The sequence below is a fragment of the Pedobacter montanisoli genome (genome assembly GCF_022809115.1).
In the GTDB taxonomy this organism is placed as follows: Bacteria; Bacteroidota; Bacteroidia; order Sphingobacteriales; family Sphingobacteriaceae; genus Pedobacter; species Pedobacter montanisoli.
In genome coordinates this window covers 1,258,738-1,279,751 of the sequence record NZ_JALGBH010000002.1, presented here as the reverse complement: position 1 = coordinate 1,279,751, position 21,014 = coordinate 1,258,738, and the positions used below count along the sequence as shown (strand labels likewise).

At 37.4% G+C, this 21,014-nt stretch carries 25 protein-coding genes; 21 read left to right on the top strand and 4 right to left on the bottom strand.

Annotated features, from left to right (window positions below; all coding sequences use genetic code 11):
* Nucleotides 1-52: 52 nt before the first annotated feature.
* From MMF97_RS13350 to MMF97_RS13330, 5 genes are all read left to right on the top strand, one after another.
* Nucleotides 53-751, top strand: coding sequence for a hypothetical protein (locus MMF97_RS13350; RefSeq protein ID WP_243362982.1), 699 nt, complete (start codon nucleotides 53-55; stop codon nucleotides 749-751).
* A gap of 163 nt (nucleotides 752-914) precedes the next feature.
* Nucleotides 915-1,457, top strand: a complete 543-nt coding sequence (locus tag MMF97_RS13345) for a dihydrofolate reductase family protein (protein WP_243362981.1) — start codon at nucleotides 915-917, stop codon at nucleotides 1,455-1,457.
* 129 nt (nucleotides 1,458-1,586) lie between these two features.
* Nucleotides 1,587-2,351, top strand: a complete 765-nt coding sequence (gene ku, locus MMF97_RS13340; RefSeq protein ID WP_243362980.1) for a non-homologous end joining protein Ku — start codon at nucleotides 1,587-1,589, stop codon at nucleotides 2,349-2,351.
* A gap of 175 nt (nucleotides 2,352-2,526) precedes the next feature.
* Complete coding sequence (locus MMF97_RS13335) at nucleotides 2,527-2,892, top strand: hypothetical protein (protein WP_243362978.1); 366 nt, start codon at nucleotides 2,527-2,529, stop codon at nucleotides 2,890-2,892.
* Between the two features lie 72 nt (nucleotides 2,893-2,964).
* A complete protein-coding gene (locus MMF97_RS13330; protein WP_243362976.1) occupies nucleotides 2,965-3,963 on the top strand; it encodes an SDR family oxidoreductase in 999 nt (332 codons plus the stop codon).
* On the opposite strand, the gene MMF97_RS13325 is transcribed toward MMF97_RS13330, so the two are convergent.
* From MMF97_RS13325 to MMF97_RS13310, 4 genes are read right to left on the bottom strand one after another with little or no spacing between them, the layout of a single operon-like run.
* Entirely contained in the window at nucleotides 3,964-4,620 is a 657-nt protein-coding gene (locus MMF97_RS13325) for a DUF6766 family protein (protein WP_243362975.1), read from the bottom strand.
* 17 nt (nucleotides 4,621-4,637) lie between these two features.
* The gene (locus tag MMF97_RS13320; protein WP_243362972.1) at nucleotides 4,638-6,836 is read right to left on the bottom strand and encodes a hypothetical protein; all 2,199 of its coding nucleotides are present in this window, start codon (nucleotides 6,834-6,836) and stop codon (nucleotides 4,638-4,640) included.
* Nucleotides 6,837-7,589 (bottom strand): SDR family oxidoreductase, encoded by a 753-nt coding sequence (locus MMF97_RS13315; protein WP_243362971.1) that lies wholly within the window; start codon nucleotides 7,587-7,589, stop codon nucleotides 6,837-6,839.
* Nucleotides 7,590-7,591: 2 nt separating this feature from the next.
* Nucleotides 7,592-8,215 carry a DUF4142 domain-containing protein gene (locus MMF97_RS13310; protein WP_243362969.1) on the bottom strand — a complete coding sequence of 208 codons (624 nt, stop codon included), beginning with the start codon at nucleotides 8,213-8,215 and terminating at the stop codon, nucleotides 7,592-7,594.
* A 190-nt stretch (nucleotides 8,216-8,405) separates the two neighbouring features.
* Here MMF97_RS13310 and MMF97_RS13305 point away from each other — a divergent pair, with 190 nt between their 5' ends.
* From MMF97_RS13305 to MMF97_RS13230, 16 genes are all read left to right on the top strand, one after another.
* Nucleotides 8,406-9,041, top strand: coding sequence for a hypothetical protein (locus MMF97_RS13305; RefSeq protein WP_243362967.1), 636 nt, complete (start codon nucleotides 8,406-8,408; stop codon nucleotides 9,039-9,041).
* 109 nt (nucleotides 9,042-9,150) lie between these two features.
* Entirely contained in the window at nucleotides 9,151-9,474 is a 324-nt protein-coding gene (locus MMF97_RS13300; protein WP_243362965.1) for an ArsR/SmtB family transcription factor, read from the top strand.
* A gap of 1 nt (nucleotide 9,475) precedes the next feature.
* Nucleotides 9,476-9,943, top strand: coding sequence for an SRPBCC family protein (locus tag MMF97_RS13295; protein WP_243362964.1), 468 nt, complete (start codon nucleotides 9,476-9,478; stop codon nucleotides 9,941-9,943).
* 60 nt (nucleotides 9,944-10,003) lie between these two features.
* On the top strand, nucleotides 10,004-10,441 hold the full coding sequence (locus MMF97_RS13290) for an SRPBCC domain-containing protein (protein WP_243362963.1): 438 nt from the start codon (nucleotides 10,004-10,006) through the stop codon (nucleotides 10,439-10,441).
* A 28-nt stretch (nucleotides 10,442-10,469) separates the two neighbouring features.
* On the top strand, nucleotides 10,470-11,030 hold the full coding sequence (locus tag MMF97_RS13285) for a DUF4256 domain-containing protein (protein ID WP_243362962.1): 561 nt from the start codon (nucleotides 10,470-10,472) through the stop codon (nucleotides 11,028-11,030).
* 225 nt (nucleotides 11,031-11,255) lie between these two features.
* On the top strand, nucleotides 11,256-12,206 hold the full coding sequence (locus MMF97_RS13280; RefSeq protein ID WP_243362961.1) for a fibronectin type III domain-containing protein: 951 nt from the start codon (nucleotides 11,256-11,258) through the stop codon (nucleotides 12,204-12,206).
* A 3-nt stretch (nucleotides 12,207-12,209) separates the two neighbouring features.
* Nucleotides 12,210-12,710 carry a hypothetical protein gene (locus MMF97_RS13275; protein WP_243362959.1) on the top strand — a complete coding sequence of 167 codons (501 nt, stop codon included), beginning with the start codon at nucleotides 12,210-12,212 and terminating at the stop codon, nucleotides 12,708-12,710.
* 1 nt (nucleotide 12,711) lies between these two features.
* A complete protein-coding gene (locus MMF97_RS13270; RefSeq protein WP_243362957.1) occupies nucleotides 12,712-13,311 on the top strand; it encodes a toxin-antitoxin system YwqK family antitoxin in 600 nt (199 codons plus the stop codon).
* Nucleotide 13,312: 1 nt separating this feature from the next.
* Entirely contained in the window at nucleotides 13,313-14,545 is a 1,233-nt protein-coding gene (locus MMF97_RS13265; protein WP_243362955.1) for a hypothetical protein, read from the top strand.
* Nucleotides 14,533-14,898, top strand: a complete 366-nt coding sequence (locus MMF97_RS13260) for a type II secretion system protein (RefSeq protein ID WP_243362953.1) — start codon at nucleotides 14,533-14,535, stop codon at nucleotides 14,896-14,898. The genes MMF97_RS13265 and MMF97_RS13260 overlap by 13 nt, the downstream gene beginning before the upstream one ends.
* A complete protein-coding gene (locus MMF97_RS13255) occupies nucleotides 14,885-15,358 on the top strand; it encodes a hypothetical protein (protein WP_243362952.1) in 474 nt (157 codons plus the stop codon). The genes MMF97_RS13260 and MMF97_RS13255 overlap by 14 nt, the downstream gene beginning before the upstream one ends.
* A gap of 1 nt (nucleotide 15,359) precedes the next feature.
* Nucleotides 15,360-16,508 (top strand): type II secretion system F family protein, encoded by a 1,149-nt coding sequence (locus MMF97_RS13250; protein WP_243362951.1) that lies wholly within the window; start codon nucleotides 15,360-15,362, stop codon nucleotides 16,506-16,508.
* Between the two features lie 183 nt (nucleotides 16,509-16,691).
* Complete coding sequence (locus MMF97_RS13245; RefSeq protein WP_243362948.1) at nucleotides 16,692-17,117, top strand: type IV pilin protein; 426 nt, start codon at nucleotides 16,692-16,694, stop codon at nucleotides 17,115-17,117.
* A gap of 41 nt (nucleotides 17,118-17,158) precedes the next feature.
* Entirely contained in the window at nucleotides 17,159-17,626 is a 468-nt protein-coding gene (locus MMF97_RS13240) for a hypothetical protein (RefSeq protein ID WP_243362947.1), read from the top strand.
* 11 nt (nucleotides 17,627-17,637) lie between these two features.
* Complete coding sequence (locus tag MMF97_RS13235) at nucleotides 17,638-19,056, top strand: GspE/PulE family protein (RefSeq protein WP_243362945.1); 1,419 nt, start codon at nucleotides 17,638-17,640, stop codon at nucleotides 19,054-19,056.
* Between the two features lie 6 nt (nucleotides 19,057-19,062).
* Nucleotides 19,063-21,012, top strand: a complete 1,950-nt coding sequence (locus tag MMF97_RS13230) for a secretin and TonB N-terminal domain-containing protein (RefSeq protein ID WP_243362944.1) — start codon at nucleotides 19,063-19,065, stop codon at nucleotides 21,010-21,012.
* Nucleotides 21,013-21,014 lie beyond the last annotated feature (2 nt).

Genomic DNA, 21,014 nt, shown 5'->3' with positions numbered 1-21,014 from the left:
CTTGTAGGCGTTACAGCACTTTTTGCGTAGAATTAGATTAAAACCTATTGATATGAAAAAATTATTGTTCTCGCCGATATTTGTGCTTCTGCTTATTTCGGCCAGCTTTGCACCATCACATGCACAGGGTGTACCTGCAGATAGTTTGTTTGTTGCCTACAAACAGGATAGTGCCAATAACTGCGCTTCTATTGCGCTCATAAAAGCCAACCTTAATGCCTTTGGCCTAAACGGAATTTACAAAGAGCGCATTATTGATAACAACACAAGAGAATACCTGCTAAGAGATAGCTCAAAAATTTTATTAACCAATGCAGAGCTGCAATTGGCACGTGAAAAGTTTAACGCAGATATTTCTCCGGCAACAACGCCTTATCTAAAAAGCATTGTTGATGTTTCGCTGATCTGTTATGCCATTATGGCTAAAAAGTTTCCGCATGAATTTCCGGTACTGGCAGCGCCAACTTTTGAGGAAAACCTGGCCTACATCTCTGATGTAAGTTTTAATGTAAAATACGGCACCAACCTTTTAGGCACGGGCGAGTATTTCTTTATTCCACGGGGCCGTTATAGCGGCATTAGAGGCAAAATAGGGGCTATAGTGTGGAGCCCTGGGCATACGGTTTTCGCCAATAACCGCAAGTGCGATATGCCGGGCAGCTCGGCCAATTTCTATAAGTTCACCAAAAGCTACCTGCGCTTTTGGGGCCGTATGTGGATTGACCCAAGAGAGCCGAAAAGCAAACCATAGCGATAATTAAATGTTTTATTAAATTCAATATAGTTTAATTTAGCGCTACATTAAACAAGTTTCTATATAAAGTAGCTTGTTGATTTTGCAGCAAAAACCTGAAAGATATAAGCAAAAACTATAATTTAGTTGATGTAAACCTTTAAATTATAATACTGCGAATATGAGAGCGTTAAAGATTTTTATAGCAACAAGTTTAGACGGATATATTGCCAAACCTAATGATGATCTGGGCTTTTTGAAACTGGTAGAAAAAGAAGGCGAAGATTATGGTTATAAAAATTTTACTGATACCATAGATACGTTGATCATAGGCAGAAAAACTTATGACTGGGTATTGAATGAAATTGGCGCCGCACATTATGATAATGGTAACAGAACAGTATATGTAATTACAAGAACTGAAAGACCCAGCTCAGGCAAAGTAATTTTTTATAATGGTAATATTAATGATCTGGTACAAAAGCTAAAAGCGCAACCTGGAAAAGATATTTACTGTGATGGAGGTGCAGAAATAATTACAGAATTGCTAAGATATAACCTCATTGATGAATTCATTATTTCGGTTGTTCCGATATTACTTGGTGGTGGTGTAAGATTATTTAAAGATGGAAGACCCGAACAAGAACTTGAATTAATAGGTGAACAATCATTCGATACCGGATTGGTTCAGTTGCATTATAAGCTGAAACAACAAAACCTGTAAGGCTTATCAAATTAGAAAGACCCAGCACAATAAAATTTCCTTAAACCATTTCTAAAGCCGTGTTGTTTTTTATGAAACGGCATTGCTTAGCCTATAACGCTTCTCAAGCTTGTAATAGGAGAAAAAATAATGAAATCAATTTGGAAAGGAGCCATTGGGTTTGGTTTGGTAAACATCCCGGTAAAATTGTATTCGGCAGTACAAAACAGCAATCTTGATTTGGATATGCTCGATAGCAGAGACTTGTCTAAAATCAAATACCAGCGCATTAATGAGCATAGCGGAAAAGAAGTACCTTATGATCGTATTGTAAAAGGCTTTCTGCTAAAAGACAATTATGTAGTATTAGAAGAAGAGGATTTTGCGAGTGCCATGCCCGAGAAAAGTAAGTTGATAGAACTGGAGAACTTTGTAGATATCAATGAGATCAATCCTGTTTATTATGAAACATCTTACTATGCCCAACCAGAAACACAAGGTAAAAAAGCCTATTCCTTATTGTTAAAAGCACTCCAGAAATCCAAGAAAGCAGGTGTAGCCCGTTTTGTATTGCGCAGTAATGAACACCTTTGTGTTATACATCCCTTAAATAATATCTTGGTAATCACCAGAATTCGTTTTCAGGAAGAGATCAGGAGCGCTAAAGACCTTGAAATTGAAACCGAGAATGTTAAGCCTAAAGAACTCGAAGTGGGTATGGCATTGATTAAACAATACAGTAGCGATTTTGATATTTCGGCCTTTAAGGATGAGTACAGCCTCGAACTGATGAAAATTATCAAAGCCAAAGCCAAAGGTAAAAAAGTAGTAGTTAAGAAAATGCAACCAGTAAAACATGTGAGTGACGATCTGTACGAACAACTGATGCAGAGCCTTAACAAGAAAAGAGCTTAATACAGTTGCAGTCAAAATACTGATACGTAGTATGAATTAAGCCTAAGGTATATTTACGGAAGAATGATGTATGAAATACTGTTTTTGAACTCTGTGAGAAACATTTGCCTATAGCATTGTTTTATAAATGCTTAGAGACAAGCAGGAAATTCATTCACATTTAAAACTAATACCTATGGACTATCAAGATCAAAATCAGCAGAACAGAGAGGAACAAGGTTCAACTCAGCAAAACCCTGAACAAAACAGACCAGTATCTGGCGGCAATATGCCAACCTCAGCAGGAGGTAATCAGGGTTACGGAAATTTCAACAATGAGCAGAGAGAAAGAGAAGAAAGAGAAAACACCGAAAATCCTGAAGAAACCAACTGGGAAAATGCAGATCAGGACGAAACAGAAATGGGAATGGATGACGAAGAAGAGTTTAACAACCAACCCGACCGGGAACGCGAAGGAGGTCGTCTTAGTGAAGACCAACGTGAAGAAGGAAGAGAAGAAGACCTTGAAGGACGTCGCCCGGAAGATGGATCAGTTCTTTGATCCTTATACACAAATCCCACGCAATAAGTGGGATTTGATGTTTATGTTCAGTTCAAAAAAGATTTATAACGTATGGAAAACAAAGACACCATTACCAGAAGAGAAATGGTAGGCGGATTGGGTGCAGGTATGCTGGCTATGGCTGTATCTCCAAATTTGGCTATGGCAAACCAATCAGATAATCCTGTAAATGCGCTTGACGATCCCAGAGAAAAATACCCTAAACCACCTTTTAAATCGCAAAGCCAACCCTGGCCCGGATTAGCCGGACAGATGGATCCCAAGCCCGATCATGGAGAAAACAGTTATAAAGGCTCAGGCAGATTACGAGGACGTAAAGCACTTATTACAGGTGGTGATTCAGGCATGGGTCGAGCAGCAGCCATTGCCTACGCAAGAGAAGGAGCCGATGTAGCCATTAACTATTTGCCGCATGAAGAACCAGATGCAAAAGAAGTGATTGCCCTGATTCGTAAAGAAGGCCGTAAAGCTGTAGCCATACCGGGAGATTTACGTAGCGAAGATTTTTGTAAGAAATTGGTAACAGATGCAGTAAATATCTTAGGTGGACTCGATATCTTAGTAAATAATGCTGGTCGTCAGCAAACCCGGGCTTCTATTCTTGAGCTCAGTACCGAAGATTTTGATGCAACGCTTAAAACCAATATGTATGCACCCTTTTGGATTATTAAAGCAGCAGTTCCACATTTAAAACCAGGTTCGGTTATTATTGCAACTACTTCAGTACAGGCAACAGATCCTTCTCCCGATCTTTATGATTATGCACAGACCAAAGCTGCCACTACCAATTATGTACGTAGTTTAGCTAAGCAACTGGCAAGCAAAGGTATAAGGGTAAATGGCGTAGCACCGGGCCCTATTTGGACAGCCTTACAGGTAAGTGGAGGGGCAACACAAGAAAAACTGGTTAAGTTTGGTGGTGATACACCTTTAGGTCGTCCCGGTCAACCTGCCGAGCTGGCCTCTATTTATGTACAACTGGCTGCAAATGATGCTAGTTATGCCTCAGGACAGATTTATGGTGCAGCGGGTGGTGGCGGACAACCCTAACTATTTTCCTGTTTCTGAATGCGGAGCATCTACAGGTTTAGATTCAGGCGATCCTTTCTGGCGCAAATAAATCGTTAAGAATACAATGGCAAATACAGATAAGAATTCACTTTGCCAGTTTTGAAAAGTTTCAAACCAAAAGCGGGGATTGCTTAGAAATGAAAACAGATCTTGAGTGGGCTGGTGATTTAATAATTGTTCGGTATTGTAATCTTTTTTGCTGCCATAGAGATGCAAAGCCCAGCTTATTAAAAAGAGCAAGCCAAAAGTAATAGATAAAGAGTTGCTATAAAGCTTTAACCACCAACCGCCTTTCTTTACAGGCCATGGCGCATTTTTATGCGGTACCGGATCACGGTCTACTTCTTCTTTTTCATCCAGACTTTTTGATTCGGCTGAGCCTTTCTGTCTTAAGCCTACGGTAAGAACCACATACAATACCATTTGTAAAAATTCACTCTCAAAATTTTCAAAAGTAGCCGAAATGAAATGACCACTTTGTAGATAACTCAAAAAGTTGATCATTTGCTGGTGTTCTTCTATCAATTCCTGATTGTAAGTTTTCCAGCCAGTAAGGGCCTGGGCAAAAAGACTGAGCAAAAAAAGACCTAGAAAAAAGATGCTTAATCCATTTTTGTATAAAAAGCTGTGTTTCATAGTGTTTTATATAATAGTTACCATTGAAGTTTTAACTTTTGTTTAGCATGTACCGTAAATGAAAGGTGTTCTTTTGTTATGCTATTGGGGGTTAAAGGCTCTGTTGTTTTTCCTTTGATAGAACTCAATTTAAATTGATAATTTTTTTTGCCCACTAAAAGGATTTGTAGTTTGCAGGCCATTTCATCTTCTCCGCCAATGCTTAGATAAAGTGTTTGTTTCTTTGGAGTAAACTGATCTAAGGGATAATCTATGAAGATAAGGAACTCCTCATTAGGGATTTTAAAATACTGTCTTGGAATAACACTGAAAGAAATTCCAGCCCCATAAACTTCTTGCCCCACTTGTCCTGCCTGTTCCCAGCCATCACGCGAGTCTTCAATAGCTACCCATAACGAAGGGTCTATCTCACCTGTTTTTGCGGTTGTGGTCAACATATCCTGTGGTAATAGGGTAGGGAAATAATAAGGGATTCTTGAAATGGCATACCTAATAAATTCGGCAATGAGCAATTTTAAGCCGGGAATCATATTTATTCCCTTTGCTTCCTCATAATAACAATAAAGCCCGGCATAAACTTCCTGTTCTTCGTACGCAGCGGTGTACGGCGCATTTTTTAAAGGATAAACCGCAAAGAAAGAAGGAAAATGCTTGCCATTTCCATAATCACATTTCCAGAGCTGTACATTTTTAAAGACTCCTGCCAAGCACACATAACTAAGTTCAAGATAGCGTTTTTGCTTAGTTAATTTGTAAAGCTTGAGCAGAGCCACTGCCGAAAAAGTTGTATTGTTGGCTTGGTAAAAAAGGTCAAAACCCAGACCTTCTAATTTTTTTACACTTCTTTTTGCTTCTGCTAAAAAATGGCTTTTATGGGTAAGTTCCCATGTTTTAAACATTAGGTCTGCATAAGTACCCGGTACGTCTTTTTCACCACCCTCACCTTCGGCGGTTTCAGCTTTAATGATTTTAAGGGTACCCATTTCATAAAAAACGGGCCATTTGTATTTGAATTTTTTGGCTACATTCATGCAATAATTAATAGAACGTAGTAGCAATTCTCTGGCTTCTTTATCTCCTTTAGCAGCTAACCGGGCTAAATTCATTAAGGGATGATGCAAGTACCATGAATCCATTACTCTAGGTTTTTTTTGTTCTTCAGAGTAATCAAGGTTAGATTCTAATGCAGGTAACCAGCGTACAATTGTTTTAAGGTCTTCATCGTAAAACGCCCAAAGTCCTTCCTTTAGTTTTTCGATAATAGGGTGATTTTTTTCTCCTTTCCATTTTGTATACTCAACCAGGGGTAAGAGTACGGCAAGCTGTACCATAATTTCTGGTGGCGTTTTGTAATCGCTTACATAGGCATTAAGGTAATGATGACCGCCTCCATAAGTCCAGTAGCCACTGTGAAACTGCATGTCTTTTAATCCTTTTTCTGCAATTTCAGGCCAAGCATGTGTGCTGGTATCAGGTTTGGGCAGATATTTATATATTTTGGCTAGATATTCTATATACCTGCTACTGGTTTCTATAGCATTTTTAGGAACCACCTCAGACAGAAGTACAAAACTGTCGCATAAGGTATAATTTACTCCGGCAGATAAAGATTTGTGATCTGAAAGAGGGAGAGAAAAACCGATTTCAGGCCAGTTGCCACCTACCAGCTCAGATCCCGAAGTTTCGGTTTGCTCAAAATAAGGATTAAGCGCAGTGAGATTTGAAAAATAAAAAATACTGCCTGTCTTTGGTCTGTTTAAAGAAAAATATAATGCACCAGAGCGGTTGCCTATCTGGCTGGCATGAATTTTTGCGGAAGCTGTAATTTTCCAGTTTTTGGTAAAACAAAGAATATCTTTAGGCCAGTAGGTCAGTAACAGATCAGTATCAGGTATAAAGTCTGTTTTATATCTGAACATAGGATACCTTTGATCGGGAAATGTAATATGAGTACAATATTTTCCGGTACTGCTTTTCAATAGAATGGATAAGCCATTTTCTATTTGGTTGATACGTTTAATGGATAACTTACCTGTTTGTCCAAAAACAACTCTAAAAGCTGTTTTAGAACGGTTAGGCCAGTAATAAACTATCCAAAGCGAATCGGATGTAAGGTAAAATTCTAAAGAAAGTACTGTGCTTTCTAATCGTTCTATTGATGTAAGCTGCGGTAACTCTGTAGCAGTTTGTAAGGTCCATGCCGAAAGGGGCTTCATTTAGATCAGTTGTTTTAGGGGTTTAATCTTTAGGTCAACAATAGCACAACGTTCTGATTGAGAGAGTACATAAAGTATGCTACGGGCAATATCATTGCTATGTAGCATGGTCAATTCTTCCAACTGGTGTTGTTTTTCAGCTTCAGCTATTTTATGCATAGGTGTAGCAACAGAACCAGGTTCAATTAAAGTAACATGGATGTTTTGGCCATTTACTTCTTTTCTGAAAGATTCTGAAAAACCTTGTAAAGCAGATTTAGTAGCTACATATAATGAACTTTCTTCTTCTCTTGTATCGGCACTCATAGAACCGATGCAGATAATATGGCCTGAGCCCTGTTTTGTCATGTGTAAAACCGCTTCATGGCAACAGGCGATATAACCTAAGAGATTGGTTTTTACGATATATTCCCAATCCTGGTAATGTCCGTTTAAAATACTTCCATATCCTAATCCGGCATTATTTATTAAAATATCCAAACCGCCCCAGTTCTTGTCTATACTTTCAAATAACCGGGATAAATCTTCGGGATCGGCAACATCTGCGCACATGCCATAAACTTCAGCTTCTTCATGCTCACCTTTTAGTTTTTCTAAGGCTTTCTCTAATTTTTCTTCATCGCGGCCAATAATGTATAAACGAATACCATATTTAACCAATAACAGCGCAGTAGCAAGACCTATACCGCTGGTGCCACCTGTTATTAATGCGCGTTTCTGAGCTAGTTTTACTGTAGAAAAAAGATTTTCCATAATTAAGATTTGGCTTTAGATTGAGATTGTTCAATTTTTATAGAATAGTCGCCTTTATCACCTATTATTTTTTGCATGATTTTGTACACTTTATCTGCCTCTGCCAGATGATGTTTAAGAACAGGCAATTTACCCGCTGCAAATTGGGCTAGTTTTTCATTATTGGCTGTATTGCCTGCCTGGCTAAAAAGTTTTACTGCTTTTTCATGTTCGCTTACCATTAGCCGGGCATAATAAAAATTTCGTTCATCTTCCTTGAGCGAATCCAATTTTGCAAGTATGTTTTTTTGTGCTTGGGGCAGATCTTGTGGTAAAGAGATTTTTTCTGCTTTGGCAATCTCTTTTAATTCACGTTGTGCTACACTGTGATCTCTTACCATAATTGTTGCCAGATTTTGTATATCGGGGTTTTCTGTAAGTTTAATCATGTGTGCACTGCTTTCTATTTCCATCATACTGCCTATAGCAGCTTGGGTTGCAAAATCATTAGAAGTACCTTTATTTAAGGCTTTGTCTTTAGATATAGGAGCAATTTGTTTCAGGTTATTCTGGCTGCTCGGATCTGGTGTTTCGCGGCATGCCAATAGGAATAAAACTGCCAGTACCATATAAAAATATTGTTTCATAACATCTCTTTTCATTTAATTGAAACATCGGTAAACAGTAATGAGTTTAGTTAGTAGCGTAAATCAGGTATTCATATCAGTTACCTGCATTAACTACTTATAGTTTTGCACCAACTACGTATTTTGTGGATTAGCTGAACTTTTTGGGTAATTGATTTATTAGTAATAAATAACCTAAATCCATTGACTGATGAAAACGAAAAATGATTATCCCGATAAAAGAATTCCGGAACAGGAAGTAGGCTCAAAAGTAGATGCGGTTGAGAAACTGTCGCTGGCAGATGAAGCTACAGCCATCGATTTTTTCCGGGTTGTAAAAGAAAGATTGTTATCTGTAAATAAATGGGCAGAATTTGCCGGAACAAATATGTCCACCTTTCAACTCACAGATGCATCGGGTAACTTGGTAAACAGAGCAGCTAAGGAAGGCGATTACCTTAAAATAGATATTCCGGGACCAGGAACCGCATTAGGTAAAGGCTATGATTGGGTAAAGATTGAGGAAATTAAAGAGGAGGGTGACAAAGATACAGACATCCTTACGATGCGGGTGCGTCCGGCAGAAAACCCTTTATCCAGAAACCCAGAAACGGCACACTTTCTTACAGAACAAGCCAGTTCTACTTTTCAGGTAAAACGTATGGGTAAACATATTTATGCCGAAGAGCATGGGCGTAACGAACAGGCCAATACTTATACCAGCGATACTTTAGATAATCTGCGCAATATGGTGGTGGGATGGGCAGCCATGTTAGGTTTCTCTTATCCACAATGGAAGGCCTTGGTTAAAGGTTTGGTCAAATTTCCCGGAAAAGACAAAAAGTAAAATCTGGAAAATTGATTTTACTGCTCTTCAAGCATACATTTTATTAAAAATATAATAAAATTTGCGTAGTTAAATGACTACATTTGTATTTGTAGTCAAATAGCTACATATGAATTTGCGAAGAGATGTATTTCAGGCTATAGCCGACCCCACAAGAAGGGCTATATTATTATTGGTTGCCTCACAATCAATGACTGCAGGTGCAATTGCCTCAAATTTTAACACTGCAAGACCTACTATATCCAAACATTTGCAAATATTAACACAATGCCAATTGCTCGAACAGGAGCAAAATGGCAGAGAAGTTCACTATTATATCAATGCAGAAAAAATGAAAGAAGTGGCAGATTTTATTGAGCCATTCCGCAAAATGTGGGATGAACGCTTTAATAAGTTAGAGGCTATTATGAAAGAATTTAAACCAAAGCAATAATATGGAAAGAAAAACAAAAGTGCATGCAGAAGAAGGCAAACAGGAAATCGTAATCACAAGAGCGTTTGACCTACCTTTAGAATTGCTTTTTAAAGCTTATACAGAGCCCAGAATTGTTGAACAGTGGATGGGAACCAAAGTACTGAACTTAGAAAATAAAAAACATGGCAGTTGGCAATTTGAAACAACAGATGCCAAAGGAAATGTACTTTTCAGGGCTAATGGAACCATACATGAATTTATCCCAAACCAAAGGATTGTACGCACATTTGAGATGGAAAACGCAGCTTTTGATATACAACTTGAATATCTGGAATTTGAACAATTAACAGCGCAGACCAGTAAGCTTAACATGCATGTTATATACAAATCTGTTGCGATAAGGGATCAGGTACTTAAATTACCTTTTGCGCAGGGTATAGATATGGCGCATAATCGTTTGCAGGCCGCATTAAGCAATTTAAACTAAACCAGTTGCGATGCGCATAAATGATCGGTAAATTAGATCAGAAATAATGTCAACCCTAAAATGGAAAGAAAAGAATTATCTGTTACAAAATTATTGGATGTTCCAGTCGATCTGGTTTGGAAAGTATGGACAGAAGCTGAACATATTGCAAACTGGTGGGGGCCAATTGGATTTACCAATACCATTCAACAAATGGATGTAAGAGTAGAAGGTGAGTGGCGGTTAATTATGCACGGACCTGATGGTAAAAATTATCCGAACAGAAGTATATTTAAAGAGATTATTCCATTGGGTAAGATTGTGTTTCAACACTTTAATCCTAATTATGAAGCCACAATTGTTTTCAGATCAAAAGAAGATAAGACTTTAATTAAATGGACCATGTTATTTGAAACTGTTGAATTGTTTGAAACAGTGGTTAAAGTTTTTAAAGCAGATCAAGGATTGCTACAAAATATCGAAAAATTAGAAAATTATTTACAAAGGCTATCATCTTAATTTTTAATTATACTACAATAAACAATATATGAGCAACAAGAAATTATCAGCAGAACAACAGCATGAGATACTGGACATCCTGAAGAGCCGTTTTGCAAAAAACAGGGATCGCCATCCCAATTTGGAATGGGAAAAAATACAAGCCAGATTAGAAAAAGACACGACTAAATTATGGTCGCTAAACGAAATGGAAGCAACAGGCGGGGAACCAGATGTGATTGCTTACCATAAAGAAACAGATACCTATATTTTTTGCGATTGTTCTGTAGAAAGTCCTAAAGGCAGACGAAGTCTTTGCTACGATCGTGCAGCGTTAGATGCCCGTAAAGAACATAAACCCGCTAACAGCGCAGTTGATCTGGCAAATGCTATGGGTATTGAGCTCTTAACAGAAGAACAATATAGGGGACTGCAAAAACTTGGAAAATTTGATATGAAAACATCGAGCTGGCTAACAACACCTGCTGATATCAGAAAACTTGGCGGAGCCATCTTTGCAGACTATCGTTACGGAAACATCTTTATTTACCATAACGGTGCCGAATCCTATTATGCGGCAAGAGGTTTTCGTGGCTTGTTAAAGGTGTAATTTTTAAGATGTGAGAAGCTATCCTAGCTGCTATCACAATTAACAGAAAATCCTGAATGATCTTGAGAAGATAATCGAAGCCCGCAGTCATGTGGGCTTTTGAGCTTTAAATATGTCTGTATCCGGCATAAATTATTAGATTGAATATTTAAATGTTACTAACTTTTTTAACTTTGCTAAAGTTCGCTTTTAAACCATCTATAAAATTATTTCTGCTTTAACGTTATGAAACTATTGAATAAGTCTTTTTATTATTTTCTTTTAGCTACATCTTTTATAGTTTCATGTAAAGAATTTATAGAAAGACCGCTAGATAATAAACAAATAAGAATCATAGCCCCTGCAAATCATATAGAAACCAATAGTTACCAGCTAACGTTTTGGTGGGAAACACACCCGGATGCTTTTCAGTACAGGTTACAGGTGGTATCACCTAATTTTTCTGAAGCAGCAAAATTCATTTTAGATACGGTAGTACGCAGTGATAAATTTACCTATACTTTAGAACCGGGTAGTTACCAATGGCGTGTAAGAGGGGAGAACGGAAGCAGTGCTACGCTCTATACCACAGGTAATTTTATTATACATCCTTCTTCTTTGAAAGAACAAGTGGTACAACTTATTGCACCTGCTCAAAACCAATATACTTCCAACCCTTTAACCCAATATGAATGGTTAAAACTTTACGGGGCAAAACAATACCGTTTACAAATAGACGATCATAATTTTTCAGATGAACAGAACCTGGTGCTTAATGCACTTACAGATAACCCGACTTATATGAATACCTTTGTTGCAGAAGGTACATATCAATTCAGGGTACGGGCAGAGAATGATACAGAAACCTCTAAATGGTCGGCCGTAAGAAATCTTACCTACGATGCCACACCTCCTGCAAAAGTTGTTTTAACTTCGCCTGCAAATAAGCAGACGGTAAGTAAACCGGTTACGCTTATCTGGAATGCGCTATCGGATGCAGAAAAATATGAAGTATATGTTTATAAAAGTGATTCGGTTACTTTATATAGTTCTGGCTATCCTCAAATTGCAAACAGTAATACTTTAGTTTTTAATCAGGGTAACGCTAATGAAACATTGGTGTGGAGAGTCAGAGCTATAGATAAAGCAGGAAATAAAGGCGAAATGAGCGATTTCTTTACCTTTACGCTTCGTTAATTCATGAAAAACAAAGCATTAACTTATTTACTGATTATTTGTGTTGCTGCGGTTTGGGGTGTTATTTTTTATCGTGTTTATGCAGGACTAAGTGATGAAGAATTACCATCGCTAAAGACTTCGACTGTAAAATCAGCTTATTTTAATGAGATCAATCATCTTCATGATACGGTAACCTTAAATTTAAATTATCCGGATCCTTTTTTTACAAGTTCATCTGATACTTATCAGGAAAAAAAGGTATCTGAAGATGTGCTCAGATCACCTGCTGTTGTAAAAACGCCTCCTGTTCAGAAACCTGTTATAAACTGGGCGGCTATTCAATACACTGGTTATATTAATAACCCAGCTAACAAACAAAAACTGGCTATGCTTAACATTCAGGGCAAAGAAGCCTTGTTGGCTGAAGGGCAAAGTGCCAACGGACTAAAATTGATCAAACATCTGGGAGATTCGGTAAGAGTACAGTTTCAGGGAGAAACCAAATACATTAGAATTAAATAAAATGAGAGTATATTCTATTATTTTCCTTTTTTCAATTATATCAACTTTAGCTGTAAAAGGGCAGTCATATAAGCAACCATTAGATATTACGGCATATAAGCACCATATTGCCTATGAGGATCATAAAATTGCTTTTTATACCCAGCCATCTGATAAGAACTTGAGAAAACCTGATCCTTTATCCAATTATTATTGGTTTAGCAATGGTCAGATCCGTTTTACACAAGGAGGGTATAGCGGAAAACTTATCCATGGTTTATACAGTGACTACTATTTGAACAACCAGCTTAAAGAACAAGGTTATTTTAATATGGGCCTGAAAGAAGGCGAATGGAAATTATGGAATGAGGCTGGGGCTTTAAAAGCACGTATCAACTATAGAAGAGGTGAAGCTAACGGGACTTTCTATAAATACAATAATTCTGGCCAGCTTACTGAAGAAGGTTCTTATACCAATGGAAAAATAAATGGCAGGCTAAAAAAATACATTACGCCCGACAGTATAAAATTAGAAAAATACAAAAACGGTATCATTCAGCCACCACAAGACAATGCCCAACAAGGCTGGTTAAAACGCTTGTTCAGGAAGAAAAAAGCATAGTATGCTAAAGGCAGGAGCACTTTATTTTTCTATTGTAATCGCGTTTTTCATCGCGATTATTTCAGCATCGCTAATTATGCTTGCTGCCCATTACCGGAATAGTTATCTAAAAGATATCCGTTACCAGCGGTTAACAAACAATATCGAATCAGGAGTAGCTTATATATTGGCTACAGAAGGCATTAGTGCCGAACCCGAAACCATCGATCTTTATGGCGAAGGAACAGATAGTTTATTTCTGGAAATGAAACCATGGGGTATCTATCCTCTGGCAGTAATCAAAACTTTTATTTTACAGGATACGTTAAAACGAGCAATGCTGCTTGGCCAACAACCCGATCAAACAGTATTGTATCTAAGTGATGAAAACAGGCCTTTGTCTGTTAGCGGACAGACTAAAATTACAGGTGATGCTTTGTTGCCTAAATCAGGTATCAGACAATCGTATGCAGAGGGTAAACCTTATGCAGGTAGCGAATTGGTTTATGGTGGAAAAATTACCAATAGTTCTGCTACTTTATCGCCACTTGCAGAAAATGTACTGAAATCAATCCATACTTATTTAGATACTGCTACCTGGAAAAAGAAGGGCTTTTCTCAACCAGCTTCATTAACTGTTTCTTTTCTAGATCCGACCAGATATATCAGATTGCCGTTTATAACTAACCTATCAGACATTCAGTTAAAAGGTAATGTGATCTTATATGCTGATTCTATTGTTCAGATCAGTTCTACTGCACAATTAGACGGAGTACAGATTTATGCTCCCATTATTAAAGTAGCTAGTGGTTTTAAAGGCAGATGTCAATTATTTGCTCGGGATTCTGTAATTGTGGGTGAACAGACTGTATTTAATTACCCTTCGGTAATTGGTGTGCTAAGAACAAAAGGTTCAATAGATCAGCCTAAAATTCAGTTCGGGCAGCAAAGCGCATTTAACGGAGTGGTTTTTAGTTATGAAAAAACACGCACACCCATGCAGACCATGATCAGTTTAAACAAAGGGTGTACGCTTAAAGGCGAAATATATAGCACCGGCTTTATAAAAGTGGGTAAAGAGGTTAAAATTACAGGTAAAACCTCATGCAATACTTTTGTAATGCAAACATCAGCCACTTTGTATGAAAATTTTCTCATAGATATTACACTGAACAGGAAAGAACTGAGCAATTATTACCTGAGTTCCCCATTATTTAATCAAAGTAAAAAACAGGTATTGCAATGGCTGGAATAATGCATAAGAAACTGAAAGCCTCTACCTTAATTGAGGTACTGATAGCCATGGTTATTATTGTGGTTATTTTTACCGTGGCCATGCGGGTTTTTTCAAATGTGTTGAATACGGGTATATCTTTTAAAAAAATACAAGTGCAAAATCAATTGGAGCAATTGGCTCAGGAAGTTAAACAGCAAGGTTACCTAAAAGAAAATGAACTTCTTTTAGATAGCATCAGTTATCGGTTTAGGCTTACAGATACAGAAACACCAGGAATTGCTTATCTGGAAATAAAGGCAGCCATAAGAAACAAAAATGTAGGTATTTACAAGTGCTTGTTACAAAGAAAGGAGCCTGATGAGAAAAATTAAGGCTTATACTATTCTCGAAGTAACGGTGACCATGTTTTTGTCGGCTATTTGTATTACCATATGTTATACGGTTTATAGCATTATGGGTAATTATTATGAGAAATTCCAGCAAAAGAATCAAAAGGCCGATGCACTTACCTCATTAAAGCATGTAATGACCAGAGATGCTTTTAAAAGCAGGTTAATGTTGCGTACACAAGATGGCATAACACTTGAAAAAGAAGATCATACTAGCATAGCATACCAGTTCGTGGCCAATGCAGTGCTAAGAAAGCTTAACGAGCAACATACAGATACATTTAAATTGATTTGCGAAAATTGGTCGGCATATTTTGAGGGAAAAGATGTTAGAGATGAAAAGCCAATAGACCGTTTGTATTTTGAAGTGAGGTTAGATCCTTATATTTTAGTTCCCGTACAGATCAACAAAGATTACAGTTCAGAAGATTTATTTAAATAATATGCCCGGTATAGATATTTCCAATTACCAATCGCCCCAGCAGAAGAAAAAGCCCGAGCAGCAATTAGAGCCCAATAAGCTATTTGAGTTTTTAAATAAAGATATCTCTTTGGGGAATGGTCAATTGTCAGATAAAAAGAAAGAAGCTTTTTATCATGAAATGGGTACGCTGATACAATCGGGTATAGCTATTAAAACAGCTTTGGAACTTACGGTGAGTTCTTATACACAAGCTAAAGACAAGGAACTTTTTGAAAGTATAAAACAAGAAGTGATTGCGGGCAGTTCTTTATCAGATGCATTAAAAAACAATAAAAAATTTAGTAGTTACGAATATTACAGTGTACGTATAGGCGAGGAAACCGGTCGTTTGGCCGAAGTGCTGAATGAACTGGGCAGGTACTATAAAAGCAAGATTAGCCAGAGACGTAAAATAATAGGTGCTATTACTTATCCTTTACTGGTATTGAGTACTTCTTTCGCTGCTATTTTTTTTATGATAAAATTTGTAGTGCCCATGTTTGCCGATGTGTTTAAACGTTTTGGAGGTAAATTGCCGGCAATTACAGCCATGATCGTAAGTTTTGCAGACTGGTTTGATCGCAACATATACCTGATGTTGATTTTTATGGTAGCTATAGTAGCTTTTTATGTATTAAACAAACGTAAAGTCTGGTTTAAAAAATGGCTCACCCTTACTTTACTTAAAATACCTGTTGTAGGCGGAATTCTTAAAAAAATATACCTGGCCCGTTTTGCCAATACCATGCGTTTGCTTACAGGTACCAATACACCTCTTTTGCAAGCCATGGAAATGGTGCGACAAATGATTTCATTTTATCCTATAGAACAATCTCTATTGGTAGCAGAAAAAGATATTTTGATGGGCAGCAGTTTATCTGCCACTCTGGCCAAAAATGATTTTTATCCCGTAAAATTTATACAGATGATCAAAATTGCAGAAGAGGTAAATAAGCTGGAGTATTTTTTTGAGCAACTGGCCAATCAATATACCGAAGAAGTAGAATACCAGACCAATGCCATCAGTGGCCTGCTGGAACCCTTAATTATCATTTTTTTAGGTTTGGCAGTAGGTATTATCCTCATAGCCATGTACCTGCCTATGTTCCAGATGAGTAATAGTTTTTGATTGATGTGAAATGTAAGTTGAAGATTTTGATTTAATATTTCTTAATACGTATAGAAAGCTCATATAGCATCCTTAAGTTTTTTAATCCTTTAAATTTTCCTAATTTAGGTTCCGAAAAAGAATAGTTGCGCTCAGACTAAAATATCTGTTAAGCTGCTATAACCAAACAAACATCCACAAGAAATGCTGAACAGAAATAAGTTCTTACGAAAAAAGGTAAAGGCATATACCCTTACAGAGATATTGGTAGTATTGGTTATTATCGGTATTCTGGTGCTCCTTGCACTTCCTAACCTCATGCCCTTAATTACTAAAGCTAAAAGCACAGAGGCTAAACTTCAGTTAGAGCATGTAGCTAAGCTTCAGCAAAGCTATTTTTATGAGCATTCCCGTTATGCTACAGATCTTACTGAAATAGGTTTTATACAAGAAAAACTCACTACTGATGGAAAAGACGGAAAAGCCAATTATAAAATAGAAATCATTTCGGCTAATAATAACGCTTTTGTAGCTAAAGCTACCGCCGTAACCGATTTTAATGGAAATGGCACCTATAACGTATGGCAGATTGATCAGGAGCATAACCTAAAAGAAGTTATTCCTGATTAATGTTATTCCTGAAATTGTTAACGGGATTAGTATTGTGTTATATGGCTTGGCAGGATTTCAAATACAGGGCTATATACGTTTGGTTGTTTATAGTAAGTGCTGTTTTATTGGGTGTATTAAAATATAATGCGGCTGGATTAGCTAACCTTCTGAGTGATCTGAAAAGCAATATGCTCTTTCTTTTGGCACAGGCCTTATTGATATCGCTTTATTTTGCCTGGAAAGAAAAAAGATGGGTTAATTTATTAAAGGGCTATTTTGGAGAAGGAGATTTGCTTTTTCTGGTATGTATGGCTTTTTATTTTTCATTTATGAATTATGTGCTGTTTTATTTGATCAGTATTTTGCTTGTGCTGACAGGAAGCATTCTTTATAAAAAACATGAGATGAAGATACCTTTAGCTGGTGGACAAGCTTTATGTATGGTATTGGTGATGTTAACAGATTACTATTTTGCTGGCATTGATCTTACCCATGATCTTTGGCTTTATACTTATCTCAATTTTTAGAATTTTAACGCATGGAAATTTCGGCAGATATATTACACTTAGTTCACCAGAATATGGCCATGCAATACCGTATTGTGCCTTATCAGAAAGATAAAAATCAGTTGTATTTATATGCAGAAGAAGGTGTAATAGAAAAAGAACTGAGAGAAGAACTGGAGATTATTTTAAACCAGGAAATAGTTTTACAGCTTTTGCCAAAAGCAGAGATCAGTCGTTTGCTAGCCATTTGTTATTTAAAAGATCAGACAGATTCCGCGGCGCAGCCTTTGAGTGCACTTACGGCCGGAGATGATTTCTTAGATACATTGATTAAAGAAGCCCGTAAGCTTAAAAGCAGTGATATCCATATCGAATCATTTGAACAGAAATCGCGAGTGAGGATCCGTATAGATGGGATGATGATTGAACGTTACCAGATTGCTAAAGAAGATTATCCGGCTTTGATCAATAAGATCAAGATCATGGCCAATCTAGATATTGCTGAAAAACGTTTGCCACAAGATGGTCGGATACATTATAAATTAGGAGCAGAAACAGCCTTTGATATCAGGGTTTCTGTATTGCCCACTTTACATGGAGAAAAAGTGGTTTTGCGTTTATTGAGCAATACCAGTACCAATATAGACCTGAATATACTGGGGCTTTCAGAAGAAGATCTTTACCACTACATGCAGGGCATACAGCGTCCTAACGGAATTATTCTGATCAGCGGTCCTACAGGATCCGGAAAAACGACTACTTTATACGCAACATTAAAGCTGTTAAACAAAACCACCCGAAATATCCTTACCATCGAAGACCCTATTGAATATACCTTAGAAGGCATTAATCAGGTGCAGTTGCGAGAGAATATAGGCTTGGGCTTTGCATCTGCTTTGCGTACTTTTTTACGTCAGGATCCTGATGTGATCATGGTAGGAGAAATCCGCGACCCCGAAACGGCTAATATGGCTATTCGTGCAGCACTTACAGGGCATTTGGTGCTTTCTACTATACATACCAACTCCGCATGGGGAACTGTATCGCGTTTAATTGATATGGGAATACCCGGATTTTTGGTAGCCAATACCTTAAATACTACGGTAGCCCAACGCCTGGTGCGTTTGTTATGTCCTGTTTGTAAGCAGGAAGAAATATTCAATGCAGAAGCCTACCCAAAACAGTTCAATCCACCTTTTGCATTAAACAAACATTATGTGGCTAAAGGCTGTGGAGAATGCTATTATACGGGCTATAAAGGCAGAAAAGCGGTGTATGAAGTAATTCCTATAGATGCCGAACTGGCGTTTGAAATCAAACAGGAGAATATGTATATTGACGAGCTTTTAAAAAACCGGAAAATTAAAACGCTATCGGGAAATGCTTTTGATTTATTTGCTTCAGGACAAACCACTTTAGAAGAAATTTTTCCTTTATTACTCAACATCTAAAAAAAGATGACCAACAAACTTTATTTAAAATTTATACTGTTCTTATTTTTTAGCATTGCAGGCATTTCATTATCACATGCCCAGGGTCAGGCTAAAACAGAACGCTTGCAACAGATTGAAAATCGTTTAAAAACATTATCGGTAACTGTACCGGGACTTACCCAGAAAGTACAGTTATCCATGTCGGGCGCATCAGCTCCAGAGTTTTTAAAAGCACTGGCACAAGCTAACAATCTCAATATCAATATTGATCCCCAGCTTAATTTTAAGGTATTTTACAATTTTACGAACGAAACGCCTTTAAATATTCTTTTATTTCTAGCCAAAGAATATGATCTTGATATCCAGCTGATAGGCTCTATCATGTCAATTACAAGGTTAAGCCCTGCTAAGGTAGTATTGCCCCCTAAAAATATTAAGGTAAACTATAATGCAGCTACAGATATGCTGGGTTTCGAACTCAATAATGATACGCTGTCTGTGGTAGCTAAAAAAATCAGCCAGGCTTCACAAAAAAATGTGGTTGTGCCTACAACTTTGTTAAACAAAACCGTATCAGCGTATATTGCAGCAGCACCATTTGAAACAGCTTTAGATAAAATGGCTTATGCCAATGGCTTAAAGCTCAATAAAACCAGTGATAATGTGTTTATTTTTCAGGCTTTAGGAGATGGTGAGGAGCTTTACATTAATAATGATAACGCAACAGCGGTTAAACGTAATAACAAACCTCAATCGGGGGGAGGAGCAGGCCAGGGAGGTAATTTTAATCTGAGTAGTAGGAAAGATGCCAATGGAAACCGACTGTTAAGTATTGATGCATTGAACACACCTATTTTAGATTTGATCAAAAACGCCTCTACTGAGGCCGCTGTAAATTATTTCATCTATTCAGACATTAAAGGAAGTGTAACTACCCGTTTAAATAACATCAGTTACGATAACTTTTTAACCTCATTGCTACAGGGAACAGAATATACCTATAAACGGGAAGGAGGGGTTTATCTGATTGGAGAGCGACGTTTAGAAGGTTTACGTTCACATCGTATTGTACAGCTTCAGCACCGTTCATTAGATACGATCCAAATGATGATTCCTACTGAATGGAAAAAAGGTGTGGAGATCAAAGAATTTAGAGAGCAGAACACCATTTTACTGGCAGGATCAGCTCCACAGATCAATGAGATAGAAAATTACATCAGACAAATAGATAGGGTGGTACCTATGGTACTAATAGAAGTAACGCTGGTAGATGTGAGAAAAGGAAAGAGTGTAAAAACAGGTATCAGTGCAGGTGTTTCTGATAGTGTAAAAACAGGAGGAACCATTTTACCAGGCATAGATTATACTTTTGGAGCCAATTCCATCAATGATTTTCTTTCCCGATTGGGGAGCAATAACTCGGTAAATTTGGGCAGGGTTACCCCTAATTTTTATGTAAAGCTGAGCGCATTGGAAAACAATTCTAATGTAGAAATCAGGTCGGTACCTAAACTTTCTACGCTTAACGGACATACAGCCAATCTTAGCATAGGCAGTTCACGATATTTCAGTCAGCGTACGCAAAACGTAATCCCTTCTTTAAATGCGCAAACTGTAGTAACAGAGCAGTTTACAGAAGTAAATGCCAATCTTGAAATAGATATTAAGCCCATTGTATCGGGTGATGATCAGGTAACCTTAAATATTAAAGTGAATATTTCTGATTTTATTGGTAACCCACCAGAAAATGCACCACCACCAAAATCAACCAGCAAGTTTACTTCTTTGATCAGGGCTAAAAATGAAGATATGATTGTGTTGGGTGGGCTTGAACGTACCGAGACAGCTGAAAGAGGTTCGGGCGTACCTTTATTATCACGTATTCCCATCATTAAATGGTTATTTAGCAGCAGAGAAAAAAGTAACAATAAAGTGGTTACGCTGGTATTTATCAAACCAACAATTCTTTATTAAAA